A 13928-nucleotide genomic window follows, 5' to 3' on the forward strand; every position below is an offset into this window, starting at 1 on the left:
AACGTGCGTAAGTTTACTGCATTGCTGCTCGGGCTCGCCTTATTGTTCGCTTTCCAAGCGGGAAGCGCTTTCGCGGATTCCAAAGCAGACTCCAAACTGAACCAAGTAATTGATGACGTGATTGGAACGCCGTACCTGTCCGCAGGAACGACGACCAAAGGTTTCGATTGCTCTGGTTTTACCATGTACGTCTTCAAGAAATTCGGCATTTCTCTGCCCCACTCATCTGGCGCGCAGAGCAAGCTTGGCAAAGCAGTAGCCAAGGACGACCTTCGTGAAGGAGATCTCGTATTCTTCAATACGAGCGGCAAAGGCGTATCGCATGTCGGCATCTATGTCGGCGATGGCAAATTCGCTCACGCTTCCTCCAGCAAAGGCGTCACGATCAGCAACTTGAGCGACTCCTACTATGCTAATCGTTACATGAGCGCTCGACGCGTAATGAGCACCGCATCTTATGAGAAATACGCGGACGATCCGGCTGACCAAGTAGATGGCGGTCCAGACGTCGACTAGGATGCATCATAGGCATGGCGCTTGCCATGCACCCAATAAAGGCCGCACAAGACTTCGTCCATTCGGACAAGCTCGTGCGGTCTTTGTTCTTTTTACCCACTCTTTCTCAGAAAACTAATAAAATTTTACCAGTAAAATCGGCAGGACTATTTAAGATTTTATCGAATCTTTAGATTGTCATACAAAATTTGCCGAATCATCGCCTTGGCGGTGAACGGGGGAACCATTTTTAGGGTGAATTGACTCCGCCTCTCGTCCTATCGACGTGCGCCGCAGGAATCATAGGGAACCTTCAACCGAACCCCACAGCTAACCTCGTAGGCTCTGGAAGGAGCACCACCTTTTGAAGAAAGCGCTTGCAGTTTTACTCGGACTAGCTATGCTGTTGACGATTCAAGTCGGCAGTGCGTTCGCAGATTCGACGCTGGACAACAAGATCGACGCTGTAATCGGAACACCTTACGTATCCGGCGGCACTTCGGTCAAAGGTTTTGATTGCTCAGGCTTTACGCAGTACGTGTTCAAACAGCTCGGCATCTCGCTCGAGCGCACGTCCGGCTCCCAAGCCAAAATGGGCTCTGCCGTCGATAAAGACGACCTTCGCGCAGGCGATCTCGTATTCTTCAATACGAGCGGTGACGGAATTTCGCATGTCGGCATCTATGTTGGCGACGGCAAATTCGCGCACGCGTCCTCCAGCAAAGGCGTAACCATCAGCGCGCTTGGCGATTCGTATTACGCGAAACGTTATGTAACCGCACGCCGTGTCATGGACGCAGCATCTTACGGGAAATACGCCGACTCCTCCGCTGAATAAGGATGTCGAACGTTAGCGAAGATGCGTAACACATAGCTAGCGACAACAAAAACCGTATGCCTGCCTGAGCAATCGGGACGTGGCATACGGTTTTTGCGCGAATACAGGAATGGATTGTACTTCCACCACATATGTTCAGTTGGGAACCAAACCCAATACACGAATTGAAAGGTGGATGATTAATGAAGAAGAAATGGCTAGTCGCGGTATCCTTGTTGCTGCTTATCATGACGATGGGGATCGCGGTATCAAGCTCGGCAGCGCCTGCAACCTACGTGCATGGCGTATTCTCTACCAGTCCGCTTTATGTCAAAGACGGCGGCACTGGCGCGATGCTAACCGCAACGAGCGGCAATGCCATCGCCAGCTGGACGGAAAACCCGCTAAGTTCGGGCAACCAAGGATTTTATAATGCGATCGTCTATGTAGGCAGCGTCAAATATGAATTCCGGCTCATCAGCGTAACCTCAACGACTGCCGATCAAATCAACGGCAATTTCCACATCTATAAAAACAATGTGCTCGTCGCATCCGTATCCGGCACCGTCTATGGCCTAAGCCAGCCGGTGGGTAATTACTATAAGTTTTATGACAGCGCCTCCAATTGGCATGTATCAGGCTACATCACGAACCGTCTCGATTACTGATTAATCGCCATTTAGCAAGCTCCCCAACCGTCTTGCGCTTGCTATCTTCCCAAGCCGTGAGAAGAAGGTCTATGCCTTCTTCTTGCGGCTTTGCTCTGCAATGGTCTTCATTCCGTTTCCTGCTCTAGTCTCTATCCTTACTCGACCAAAGTAGGGGAATCGCGCCGGGCGGCGGGCGGTATGCGCTTCTGTAAGCTCCCTTTATACTGGAACTATTGATCATCCAATTCCAATATCAAAGGAGTTACACGGCATGCATAATACCGTTACACAGCCCCAACCCGAAGCTGCCCAGTCCGGCGCACTCGGTCGGTACATGATACAGACCATATACATGACACTCATCACTTTACCTCTATCCATCATTGGCTTCACCCTATCGGTTACCCTCATCGCGCTCGGCTTCGGACTTGTGCCGATCCTCATCGGGCTTCCGCTGTTGAAGCTGGCTGTCCACCTCTCCCATGCCCTCATGATGGAGGACGTTCGCCGTACGCGAGGCATCCTTCCCGCTAAAGCGGCAAATGCCGTTCCCCATCATCACGCTTTCGGTCCATTCACGTACCGCGAGCTGCTTACAACATCTGCCCCTTATGTTCCGCTAGGCTACTGGCTCGGCAAGCTCCCTGCTGCGATCGGCCAATTCGCCGCTGCGGTCGTATTCCCTGTCTGCGGTATGGCGCTGCTGTTCTCGCCTGCCGTATACCTTGTGCTTGAGCGTTATGGGATCCCAAGTTTCCAGGATGACGTTGTGTTCGACGTCCTGACGCCTGCCTTGACCGGCATTCAGCGCGCATACATTGGAACAGGAGTCGGTGTCTTGTTCCTCATGATCGGCGGGCCGCTGCTAGCCGTGCTGGCGCGTTCCCAAGGCAGCCGGATCGCCGGCATGCTGCACCCGCGTGCGGAAACAGTCACGGTCGAAGCGCCTGTAGCAAAGGAGCATAACAGCGCATTTTCGTTTAAGCATCCCCTGGAGGAGCTTAAGGCTACCGAATATGATTTTCCGCTGACGAATCCTGATCTGAAAGACACGAATTCCTCCCATTAGCCGTCTCCCAGGACGCAGATCCGCCGTCGTCATGCACGTAAGCTATTCTCGGTAGGTTCCTTATTGTGATGGTAATCGACCAATGCAAACAGCACCCTCGCCTTCGAGGGTGCTGTTTTCTTTTCTTCATATCGTTGCGCTTTGTACAATGAGAACGGTGCGATTGCACGATTTCGAAGGGTATCCTTGCAGTTTATACAGCGAGATACGGTCGACATGCTCTCCAAAGATCCGAAGAATAGTCAACCCGCTTTCCCCATTGCACTAAATGCATGGCGCCTTCCTATTTTGTGCGCCCGATGAGATTTCCTTGTAAGAAATACAATGAGAACTATAGGCTAACGAACGAATTCTAACCGCTACAGATGTACATCATGTTCAGAGTGATCGCACTCTGCAGTATGGCGCGGTCAGCCCTGAATCGGCCCGAACACATCAACGTACAGCAAACCGTCCGGATGGTCTTCGCGGTCGAACTCATACTTCTCCAGCACCATCAAGCCTTTCACCTGCTCCAGGCCTTCCTGCTGTCGATAAGTTTGAAGTCTCTCGTAAGGGTCTGGCTCCCAAGGCAGCGGTCCCTCATAGTGAACAGTCGCATAGCGGGCTGCTGGCTGCGTAAAGCCGACCAGCCCTTCGGGCACATTATTATCCAAGCTCGCAACCTGCACGGCGTAGACATACGTGAACATAATGTCATTGGCATACCAAGGCGCCCACAAAATATCGGGATTGATAACGCCTTCAATTTCGCCCATGCGCTCCATGAACAGCTGCTTCGTCTTGCTGATCGTGCCATAATCCCCATCCTTAAACGAAACGATGACCGGTAGACCGACGAACTTCATTTCATCCAAATGCACAGTGACAACTTCACTGGCAAAGCCGGTCTTATCGACCTGCGACTGCTCGTTCACGCTGATGCCGCCTCCTTTGGTTGGGTCGGTGGTTGGTAGAGCCTTTCCGGAACCCTCCCTACCAGTTCGATAACAAGGTTTCCTTTTCCTGCATGGACATGACCTGATCAACGGGCAGGCCGCGCTAACAAAAAAAGAGCATCGAAGCACCGTATAAACGGTTACCCGGTGCCCCTTTTGCCCTTCAGCAGCTAAAGCTTAGCTCCATTGCACGTAATCAATTTCCAGGAAGCGCTCAACCTCAGTCTCCCAGCGTTCCCTCACGAACGCTTCATGTAACGGATGCGCATTATAAGCGTCGTAGGCGTCCTGATCGGCGAAAGCCATCGAGAAGCCATATTGATAGTCGTTCTTCGGGCTCGTCTGAAGATTGACGACGAAATCCTCCACGACAGGAATAGCACGCAGAATGCGCTGTCCATCCTCTAGAAAACGCCGCGCTTCCTCCGAACCTAAGGCATGCTTCAGGTTAAAAATAACCGAATGAATAATGCGGGATTGCGATGCCGCTGTCATAATTTTACCGCCTCCATTACCTATGTAGTTGTTTCCAACCTAATCCCAAGGCTGCTTCACCGTTAAATAGCCGGCAAATTTCTTGCTTTCCTGACGCCGCATCCGGCGCATCTCTGCGCGATGGGGGGCCGTCTCATGGAGCTTGATTTCCTCTTCGGTCTCCGGAATGACTTCCGGCACCGCAACGGGCTTCCGGTTCTCATCGAGCGCTACGAAGGTAAGGAACGACGTGGCCGCAATCGTCCGTTCTCCGTTCAAGAGGTCTTCTTTAATGATCTTCACGAAAACCTCCATGGAGGAGTTGCCCGTCCACGTTACATACGATTCCATGCAGACAGAATCGGATGGCCGGATTGGGTGAAGGAAGTCAACCGAGTCCGTTGAGGCAGTAACGACCGATCGGCGGCAATGTTTGCTCGCTGCGATGGAGGCGATGTCATCGACGTACGCCATAAGCTTGCCGCCGAACAGCGTGTTGTGGTTGTTGACATCCGTTGGGAATACCCTTGATGTTTTGTAGCACTTAGACTCGCGTGCGTACCGATGCTCCATGCCTGATTGCCCCTTTTTGTCCGACGCTTGCATCGGATCTGCTGGTATATAACGATACCGTTACTGTACCATGAAGCGACATCATTTTCCATTAGACATCAAGCGGTCATTACGCCTGCTCTAGGTTAAGGCGCTGGAGCACATGCTCCAACGTCGCAAGCATCTGATCGATATCCTCGCGCGTAACAATAAGCGGCGGCATGATCCGAATAACGGAAGGGCTCGGCGAATTGATGAGCAGGCCGCGCGCCATGCAAGCCGCGACGATTTCCTTACCCGAAGGTTCCGGCAAATCAAAGCCGAGAAGCAATCCGAGACCGCGAATATTGCGCAGCCCAAACCGAACCCGCCATGCTTGAAGCTTATCTTTCAAATACGCGCCCAGCTCATAGGCATGACTCGACAGATCTCTGCTTACAATTTCGTCCACGACGGCTCTGCCTACCGCCATGGCCAAAGGCTGCCCGGTGTACGTACCTCCTTGGTCCCCCGCTTCGAATAAATCGTATTGCGCCTTCGTCAGCATGGCGGAGAGCGGAAATCCGCCGCCGATCCCTTTTCCCAGCGTCATAATATCCGGCTTCACGCCGTAATGCTCGTATGCGAACAGCTTCCCCGTCCGGCCAAGGCCCGTTTGAATCTCATCGAAAATCAACAAAATCCCCTGCTCGTCGCACAGCTCGCGAAGCGCAGCGATGTACGCCGGATCTGCGACGTGCACGCCGCCCTCCCCCTGAACAGGCTCCAGCATAATCGCGCAGGTCCGTTCGCTAACGGCCTGTCTCATAGCATCGATGTCGTTGAAGGGGACATGCACAAAACCGGGCATTTTGGGCGCAAAAAGCGTCTGCCAATGCGGCTTCCCCGTGGCCGCCATCGTCGCAAGCGTACGGCCATGGAAGCCGCCCAGCGTCGTAATGATCTCGAATGCGCCATTCCGATGGACGGACCCGAATTTGCGCGCGAGCTTGATTGCACTTTCATTCGCCTCTGCCCCCGTGCTTCCAAAAAACACGCGATCAAAGCCGGACAATGCAGTCAGCTGCTCCGCAAATGCCAGCATTGGCTTGTTGTAGAAGCCTGGGCTTGCGCAAACCAGCCGAGCGGATTGCTCAGCCAACGCCTGCTGAACGACAGCAGAGGAATGGCCCAGCGAATTAACGGCCCAGCCTCCGATAAAATCGAGATACTCGCGCCCTTCCGTGTCCCACATGCGCATCCCTTCCCCATGGGACATAATGGTCTCCGGGCGATTAGCGGTAAATAAAATAGCCTCTTTCGACATGTGCAGCAGTCCTCCTCTTGCATCGATATGATGAATGATTATACGTATATATGAATAATCATGCAATACACTGTATAAAAATTGCCCATCTTCAAAAAAAGAGGACCGCCCATTCATGCCAGGCTGTCCTCCTTATTCGAATCCTTGCGCAGCAGCTGATTGCCCGCTCGCTACACCCAAGCATCATTATCATAGCCACGCTGCTCCCAATACCCGATATGCCCATCCGCGATCAGCTCGATGCGATTGAGCCATTTGACCGACTTATAGGCATACATGGCTGGTACGATCAAGCGAACCGGCCCGCCAAGATCGCTCGGAATCGGTTTGCCGTCATGCAGAACGGCGACGATGACATCATCCATTTGAACCATCGCCTGCTCCAGCGTCAGCGCATCGGTGTACACGCCATCCCCGGAATAAAATTTTATCGTTCTGGCCGCTGCCTGCACGCCCGCCTCCGCTAATAGCGCCTTCAGCGGAATGCCTTCCCACGTGTTGTTGTACACTGACCAGCCCGTTACGCAATGAAAGTCGCTGACCTGCACCTCCCGCTTAAGCTTGACGAACTGCTCCCAATTCCAGCTAAGCTTTCGATCCACCAGCCCATCAATCGTAAATGACCAATTATGATTGTCGAAGCTCGGGATAGGCGTAACCGTATAGACGCGAAAATGGCCTACTGCTCCGCCGCCCGTAGGGGGTGCCGAAGCCGCAAGAGGGATAGGCGCCGGAACCATCCGGTTCGAATCATTGGCGAGCAGCCGTTCCATGGCATCCCCTCCACCGATTGCGCCGCCAAGCCCGTTGAAGGAGCTCCCGAGCCATCGGAGAAAGGACGGCCCGATTGTCACCGCTAATCCGACGCCGATTGCACCTCGAATGAACGATCGCCGGGAATAGAGCGGCCGCGGCATTGCTGCAGGATGCGCGCCCCCTCCCGTATCCGAAGCTGTTTCATTGCCCGTTCGGATTGCGCGGCGATTCGCATCCTTGAGCCACTGCGTTCTGGTGATGGAATGATAGATAATGAGCGGCAATCCGATCCATGTGAACAAATCGTGAACGACCAGCGCCGGATTGGACCATGCCGGTCCAACCGCCTTGAATTGCCAGAGCAGTATGCCCGAGCCGAGCCACCCGAGCAATAAGGCTAGCACAGCTAGCACGTTGGCACGCTGCCACGGCCTTCCTTTTAGCTGCTTCCAATGTTTAGTGGCTAACAACAAGTAAAACAGTACGGGCAGCAGCGACCCGAGGCCGACAACGATATGAATCCATTTGATCCAAACGCGCCCTTCGCCAAGCACACCTCGCCAGAACCCTCCAAGCAGCACAAGCCCCGTCACAGCTAGCGCGGCAATAATCCAACCGTTCCAAGCATGCAGCGAAGCCAGCTTTCGTCCGTAGCCCTTACGCAAGCGATCCAGCACCTTCGGCACATCCATCCTCCTATCCTCATCCACACCATAGATATCCTTATTATACCTCCGAGATGGATGGCTTGTCATAAGGCGCGAAGCCAGAGGGCACGCTAGATTTTGGGCCATAATGGCATGTGTAATTATCGAGTAGAATCATCGACATTTGTATAAATTAATTATTAATTTGCATTAAGATGTAAGTGAAATTAAAATAATGTAATATCATGCTCGAGGAGGATTTCTAGAATGGGGAAAATTAAAATCGGTATCGTCGGCTACGGCAATCTTGGCAAAGGGGTCGAGAAGGCGATTGCACAAAATCCGGACATGGAGCTTGTAGCGGTATTTACGCGCCGCCAGCCGGAGCAGCTCGCTTCGGGCGGCGTTAAATTTGAACATATTTCGGCTGCTGAACAGTACAAAGGCAGCGTCGACGTTATGATTCTATGCGGCGGCTCGGCGACGGACCTGCCAGAGCAAACGCCTGTCATTGCCAGCATGTTCAACACGGTAGACAGCTTCGATACGCATGCCAAAATTCCCGAGTTTTTCAACACGGTTAACGCGGCTGCCAAGCAAGGCGGCAATCTCAGCGTCATCTCGACGGGCTGGGATCCAGGTCTCTTCTCTCTGAATCGCCTGCTGGCGCAATCCATCCTGCCGCAAGGCACGGACTACACGTTCTGGGGCAAAGGCGTCAGCCAAGGCCACTCGGACGCTATTCGTCGCGTGCCAGGCGTGAAAGCCGGCGTCCAATACACGGTTCCAGTCGAGTCGGTTATCGACCGCATTCGTTCGGGTGAAACGCCGGAGCTTGAGACGCGCGAGAAACATCTGCGCCAATGCTTCGTCGTTGCAGAAGAAAACGCGGATCAAGAGGTTATTCGCGAGACGATCATCTCAATGCCGAACTACTTCTCCGACTACGATACGACTGTAACGTTCATCACCGAAGAGCAGCTGGCTGCCGAGCACCAAGGCATGCCGCATGGCGGCTTCGTTATTCGGAGCGGCATCACGGGCGAGAGCACGAAACAAATCATCGAGTTCGGTCTGAAGCTTGAGAGCAATCCGGAATTTACGGCGAGCGTACTCGTTGCTTATGCACGGGCAGCTAATCGCCTGAGCCAAGAAGGACAAGCCGGCGCGAAAACGGTATTCGATATTCCGTTCGCTTACTTGTCTCCGAAGTCGGGCGAAGAGCTTCGTCGCGAGCTTCTGTAGTTTCGATTTGGCATTGCATAACGGTTATTACAGTCCTGCCATCTGCGGATGGCGGGGCTTTTTTTGTATCTGGAAGCCTGCATGCAACGGGAACATAGCTATTTTTAATCAGCTATAAAAATATTTTTAATTGGCGATCTATCATTCGTTTGATTTAAAATTTGTAACTAACACTACAAAAAGTATAAACGATTATTCAAATTATGCAAACGACTTGCGAACTATCTCTTGTCGTTCACCAAAGGAGCGTTATTCACGTGGTCAATGTTTTGGCAAACCAAGCGCAGCAAACAGCGAAGGAATACGTGCAATCCGTCTATGAAACCGTCATTAACCGCAACCAAGGCGAGAGCGAGTTTTTCCAAGCGGTAAAAGAAATTCTCGACTCTCTTATTCCTGTCATTGAAGCGAACCCGCATTACATTACGCATAGCATTTTGGAGCGAATCACCGAGCCGGAGCGCGTCGTTTCCTTCCGTGTTCCTTGGGTAGACGATAACGGCAAGCCGCAAGTGAACCGCGGATTCCGCGTTCAATTCAACAGCGCATTAGGACCATACAAGGGCGGTCTCCGCTTCCATCCTTCCGTGAACGCAAGCATCATCAAGTTCCTGGGCTTTGAGCAAATTTTCAAAAACTCGCTGACTGGCCAACCGATCGGCGGCGGCAAAGGCGGCTCTGACTTCGATCCGAAGGGCAAGTCCGACAATGAGATCATGCGCTTCACGCAAAGCTTCATGACCGAGCTGTATCGCTACATCGGCCCTGACGTCGACGTGCCTGCAGGCGACATCGGCGTAGGCGCACGCGAAATCGGCTACATGTTCGGCCAGTATAAACGGATCAGAAGCGGCAATGAAGCTGGCGTTCTGACGGGTAAAGGTCTGCTCTACGGCGGCAGCCTCGGACGTACCGAAGCGACGGGCTATGGCTGCGTCTACTTCGTCAACGAGATGCTTCAGGCGCAAGGCTTGAGCTTCGAAGGCAGCACGGTTGTCGTATCGGGTTCGGGCAATGTCTCTACGTATGCAATCGAGAAAGCGCAGCAGCTTGGCGCAAAAATCGTAGCGTGCAGCGATTCCAACGGCTATATTTTCGATCCGGAAGGCATTGATCTCGCACTGGTGAAGCAGCTGAAAGAAGTTGAGCGCAAACGGATTAGCGAGTACGTGAAATCGCGCCCTGCAGCTACCTACACAGAAGGCTGCGAAGGCATTTGGTCGGTACCATGCGATATCGCACTCCCATGCGCTACGCAAAACGAAATCGATGAGCAGGCGGCAGCGATGCTCGTGAAAAATGGCGTTAAAGCGATCGGCGAAGGCGCAAACATGCCGTCGACGCTGGCAGCAATCGACGTATTCTTGAACAACGGCGTCCTGTTCGGACCAGCTAAAGCAGCAAATGCAGGCGGCGTAGCCGTATCCTCGCTCGAAATGTCCCAAAACAGCATGCGCTTGTCGTGGACGTTCGAGGAAGTTGACGCGAAGCTTCATCAAATTATGCGCAACATCTACCGCAACAGCGTCGAGGCAGCCGAGAAATACGGCCACCCAGGCAACCTTGTCGTCGGCGCTAATATCGCTGGCTTCGTTAAAGTAGCCGATGCGATGATCGCTCAAGGCGTGGTATAAGCTAGATTTCCAATAAGCGCGCTAGCCCCACAACCGAGCGCAGCTAGTAAGCGCGCCGAATGAAAAAGCTCAAATTAAGCATACCCCCCCCCCCCCGATGTCGTTGTACTTTGTGCAACAACATCGGGGGGATGCTTGATGAAACGCGCTGCCATTGCAGTCTGTACAATGGCAGCACTTCTGATATGCTTAATTCGCCATATTGCAGAAAAATGAGCGTAGCTCATTGCACGAATTACAACGGAGGCGCGTATGCAGCCGATTAGCGGGTCATGTCATTGCACAAACTGCAACGAACCCTTCTCTTACGCACAAACAAGTGGTTTACCCCATCAACTGGTGCTATACTACTTGCAGACGAAGAACGTCCTTGAGCCTCCTTGGCGCAAGGGCGTTCTTTTTGTGCTATTAAAGGAGGGTATTACGTGGATTTCGAGCAAGCATATGGCCAATTTCTGGAGCATCACACGACAAGCAGGGCAGACGAACGCCGCGGCCGGCTGGTCCGTGGGCATCAATATGCTGAGAAGCTGCTGCTCCAGCAGGTCTGGTGGCCGCTATTCGGCACGCTGGAGCATCTTCATCCGGAGTATGAAATTTATGATTGGAATCGCAAATCCCAGTTTCTTGACTTTGCATTCCTGCCAGCATACGGCAAATTCGGCATCGAATGCGACGGGTTTCAAAGCCATGTGAAAGATATGGATCGCGAGAAATTCAGTTATTCGCTGAATCGAGACACTTTTTTAACCGGAATGGGTTGGAAAATGCTTCATTTTTCCTTCGATGATATTCAAAATCGCCCGGAAGTTTGCCGCTTGCTTCTCCAGTTAGCGATCGGACCCTACTTGCTGCGCAATGCGCCGGTTCGCCCCGAGTCAATGGTAGAGAAGGACATCCTTCGTCTAGCATGGTCACTGGCTCGTCCGATCCGCCCCAAAGATGTGATCGAGCGATTCGGGGTCAACTTCCGTACAGCCCGCAACTGGCTCCGGGCCCTAACCGACAAAGGACTGCTCCGACCGATAGAAAACCGGACCAATCATGTCCGTGCCTACGCTTTGAAAGCGGAGCCTAAAGAGCTGCTACTATAGCACAGCCATAGGCTCGGTTTAGAGATACGCCAATACGCCAGCCTGTGGCTGCGGGCTGTGGGGCTTTAGAGTTGCCCTGGCCGTGGATACACTTGCACTTGCACTTGCACTTGCACTCGCATTCGCACTTGCACTTGCACCTATGGCGGCTATGGCTTGATTGCATTTTGTACAATGGGAAGAGGTCATTCTGCTCCTGAGTAGACACGCCATAGCATCTTGCAGGTTCTTGCAGGTTCTTGCAGGTTCTTGCAGGTTCTTGCAGGTTCTTGCAGGTTCTTGCAACGCAGCCGCCTTAGCAACAACTGGATTGTCTTTCCCTATGCCATTTATAGTAGTATTACATCCGTATACCTTCATTTTTATAACGTATGGGAGCTTAGACTTGTTATGAATCGCACCAATAAAGTACCTTATGAATTGCTCTACATCATCGGAATTATCGCAATCTCGTTCTCTTCCATCTTCGTCCGCTGGTCGAATGCCGACGTAGCGGTCATTGCCATGTATCGGTTATATCTGACCAATCTGCTCATGCTTCCGCTTGTTTGGCGATACCGCCGCGAGTGGATGGGGCTGAGCGCTCGTCACTGGGGGATATTAGCGCTGTCAGGCATCATGCTAGGCTTGCATTTCCTGCTTTGGATGGCTTCTCTGCGCCTGACGACCGTCGCTAGCTCGACCGTCATTCTTACGCTGGAGCCCGTGTTTGTGATGATCGGTTCCTTCCTTCTCTTCCGGACAAAAGTAAACCGCATGATGCTAGCAGGCATCAGCATTGCCATGGTCGGCTCCATCGTCATCGGGTCCAGCGACTTCCAACTCTCGGGCGACGCTTTAGTTGGCGATGTCCTGTCCATGCTAGGCGCACTGGCTGTTGCTGTGCACATGATGTTCGGCAAGCATCTGCGCAAGGATATGAGCGCCTTCGTCTACAACTTCTCGGTCTTCTTTTTCGCCGCTACATCGCTCGCTGTCTATAATGCCGCCAAGGGCAATCCATTCGTCGGATACGATGCTTCAGAGTGGGGCAACTTCCTGCTGCTCGCAATCGTCCCGACGCTGTTTGGCCATTATTTGTTTAACTGGCTGCTCAAATATATGAATACAGCTGCCGTATCGATGTCCGTCCTCGGCGAGCCGGTTATCGCATCCGTGCTGGCATGGGTCCTGTTAAAAGAATCGTTAACAGCCTACCAGCTAGGCGCTGGGCTATTCATCCTTTTCGGCGTATGGCTATTCATCCGTCACGGGAAGGAGTAACCGACTAGAGCCGCCTTCCCACTACTAGACAACATTTGCCCCGCCAATGTATGGTTTATCCCTATTAAACCTTGCCCTTGGACATTGATCGCGTTATGCTGGATAGAGCTTTAGACTACATACGATAGGAATCGATCCCACATGACTATTGGATTCTTCGATTCGGGAATCGGCGGGCTATCCGTGCTAGCCGAATCGCTCCGGCGACTCCCCGCGCAAGATTATTTATATATGGCAGATACCCTGCATGTTCCCTATGGCACCAAGACGAAGGAAGAAGTAAAGGACTACGTATTCGAAGCGGTCGAACGCATGATGAGCCGAGGCATCGATGCGCTTGTCATCGCCTGCAATACGGCCACCAGCATTGCGGTCGAAGATTTACGCGCGACGTATTCGCTGCCAATCGTCGGCATGGAGCCTGCCGTGAAGCCTGCCGTCGAGATGAACCGCGCGACCGGCAAACGCGTGCTCGTAATGGCCACGCAGCTCACCCTGCAGCTTCCCAAATATTACGCCCTCGTCTCGCGCGTCGATGAAGGCGGTATCGTCGATTCTCTCCCGCTTCCGGGTCTCGTCCGGTATTGCGAAAGCCTGCAGTTCGATCCGCAAGTGATGGAAGAATACTTCCGCGCAGAGCTTGCGCCTTACAATCTTGATGAATACGGCATCTTCGTGCTGGGATGCACGCATTACCCGTTCTACAGGAACATCCTGCGCGCCATGCTGCCGCCGCATATTCAAATAGTGGATGGCAATGCCGGCACTGTGAAGCGCCTGTCCGCCCTCCTGAACCGGTTCGGCATCGAAGGCCGCGGCCACGGCCACGTCGACTTCATGTGCACAGGCAATGAGCCTGCTTATCTGGATAAAATGCAAACCGCGCTCGCTTACGTCAACAGCAATCTTGCGTCTGCCGAAGACACGCCATCATAGTCTTATATTGCTTAGTTAAACCAAACAAAAAGCCGGACATCCTCCATTTAAG

The 13928-nt window shown here is 52.8% G+C and carries 14 protein-coding genes and 1 riboswitch; of the genes, 9 read left to right on the forward strand and 5 right to left on the reverse strand.

Features of this window, described 5'->3' with window-relative positions; translation table 11 throughout:
* Positions 1 to 3 precede the first annotated feature (3 nt).
* From PAECUDRAFT_RS18480 to PAECUDRAFT_RS18495, 4 genes are all read left to right on the forward strand, one after another.
* Positions 4 to 516: a C40 family peptidase gene (locus tag PAECUDRAFT_RS18480; protein ID WP_006039653.1), complete on the forward strand. Its 513-nt coding sequence runs from the start codon at positions 4 to 6 to the stop codon at positions 514 to 516.
* A gap of 179 nt (positions 517 to 695) precedes the next feature.
* Positions 696 to 855, forward strand: a riboswitch (cyclic di-AMP (ydaO/yuaA leader).
* 4 nt (positions 856 to 859) lie between these two features.
* Complete coding sequence (locus PAECUDRAFT_RS18485; protein ID WP_006039654.1) at positions 860 to 1333, forward strand: C40 family peptidase; 474 nt, start codon at positions 860 to 862, stop codon at positions 1331 to 1333.
* A 182-nt stretch (positions 1334 to 1515) separates the two neighbouring features.
* Positions 1516 to 1980 carry a hypothetical protein gene (locus PAECUDRAFT_RS18490; RefSeq protein ID WP_006039655.1) on the forward strand — a complete coding sequence of 155 codons (465 nt, stop codon included), beginning with the start codon at positions 1516 to 1518 and terminating at the stop codon, positions 1978 to 1980.
* A 253-nt stretch (positions 1981 to 2233) separates the two neighbouring features.
* Complete coding sequence (locus tag PAECUDRAFT_RS18495) at positions 2234 to 3031, forward strand: sensor domain-containing protein (protein ID WP_006039656.1); 798 nt, start codon at positions 2234 to 2236, stop codon at positions 3029 to 3031.
* Between the two features lie 410 nt (positions 3032 to 3441).
* Here the strand turns inward: PAECUDRAFT_RS18495 and PAECUDRAFT_RS18500 are convergent, their stop codons facing one another.
* The 5 genes from PAECUDRAFT_RS18500 to PAECUDRAFT_RS18520 form a co-directional block, all read right to left on the reverse strand.
* Entirely contained in the window at positions 3442 to 3948 is a 507-nt protein-coding gene (locus tag PAECUDRAFT_RS18500; protein ID WP_006039657.1) for a GyrI-like domain-containing protein, read from the reverse strand.
* Positions 3949 to 4146: 198 nt separating this feature from the next.
* Positions 4147 to 4464 (reverse strand): Dabb family protein, encoded by a 318-nt coding sequence (locus tag PAECUDRAFT_RS18505; protein WP_006039658.1) that lies wholly within the window; start codon positions 4462 to 4464, stop codon positions 4147 to 4149.
* A 39-nt stretch (positions 4465 to 4503) separates the two neighbouring features.
* Complete coding sequence (locus PAECUDRAFT_RS18510; RefSeq protein ID WP_040713201.1) at positions 4504 to 5016, reverse strand: acyl-CoA thioesterase; 513 nt, start codon at positions 5014 to 5016, stop codon at positions 4504 to 4506.
* A 109-nt stretch (positions 5017 to 5125) separates the two neighbouring features.
* Complete coding sequence (locus PAECUDRAFT_RS18515) at positions 5126 to 6301, reverse strand: aspartate aminotransferase family protein (RefSeq protein ID WP_233516786.1); 1176 nt, start codon at positions 6299 to 6301, stop codon at positions 5126 to 5128.
* A gap of 170 nt (positions 6302 to 6471) precedes the next feature.
* Entirely contained in the window at positions 6472 to 7743 is a 1272-nt protein-coding gene (locus PAECUDRAFT_RS18520) for a molybdopterin-dependent oxidoreductase (protein WP_006039661.1), read from the reverse strand.
* Positions 7744 to 7971: 228 nt separating this feature from the next.
* Here PAECUDRAFT_RS18520 and PAECUDRAFT_RS18525 point away from each other — a divergent pair, with 228 nt between their 5' ends.
* From PAECUDRAFT_RS18525 to murI, 5 genes are all read left to right on the forward strand, one after another.
* Positions 7972 to 8949, forward strand: a complete 978-nt coding sequence (locus PAECUDRAFT_RS18525) for a diaminopimelate dehydrogenase (protein ID WP_006039662.1) — start codon at positions 7972 to 7974, stop codon at positions 8947 to 8949.
* Positions 8950 to 9206: 257 nt separating this feature from the next.
* Positions 9207 to 10583: an NADP-specific glutamate dehydrogenase gene (gene gdhA, locus PAECUDRAFT_RS18530; protein WP_006039663.1), complete on the forward strand. Its 1377-nt coding sequence runs from the start codon at positions 9207 to 9209 to the stop codon at positions 10581 to 10583.
* A 425-nt stretch (positions 10584 to 11008) separates the two neighbouring features.
* Entirely contained in the window at positions 11009 to 11677 is a 669-nt protein-coding gene (locus PAECUDRAFT_RS18535) for a hypothetical protein (protein WP_006039664.1), read from the forward strand.
* Positions 11678 to 12067: 390 nt separating this feature from the next.
* Positions 12068 to 12940 carry a DMT family transporter gene (locus PAECUDRAFT_RS18540; RefSeq protein ID WP_006039665.1) on the forward strand — a complete coding sequence of 291 codons (873 nt, stop codon included), beginning with the start codon at positions 12068 to 12070 and terminating at the stop codon, positions 12938 to 12940.
* 141 nt (positions 12941 to 13081) lie between these two features.
* Positions 13082 to 13876 carry a glutamate racemase gene (gene murI, locus PAECUDRAFT_RS18545; protein ID WP_006039666.1) on the forward strand — a complete coding sequence of 265 codons (795 nt, stop codon included), beginning with the start codon at positions 13082 to 13084 and terminating at the stop codon, positions 13874 to 13876.
* Positions 13877 to 13928 lie beyond the last annotated feature (52 nt).

The sequence above is a fragment of the Paenibacillus curdlanolyticus YK9 genome (assembly GCF_000179615.1).
In the GTDB taxonomy this organism is placed as follows: domain Bacteria; phylum Bacillota; class Bacilli; order Paenibacillales; family Paenibacillaceae; genus Paenibacillus_T; species Paenibacillus_T curdlanolyticus.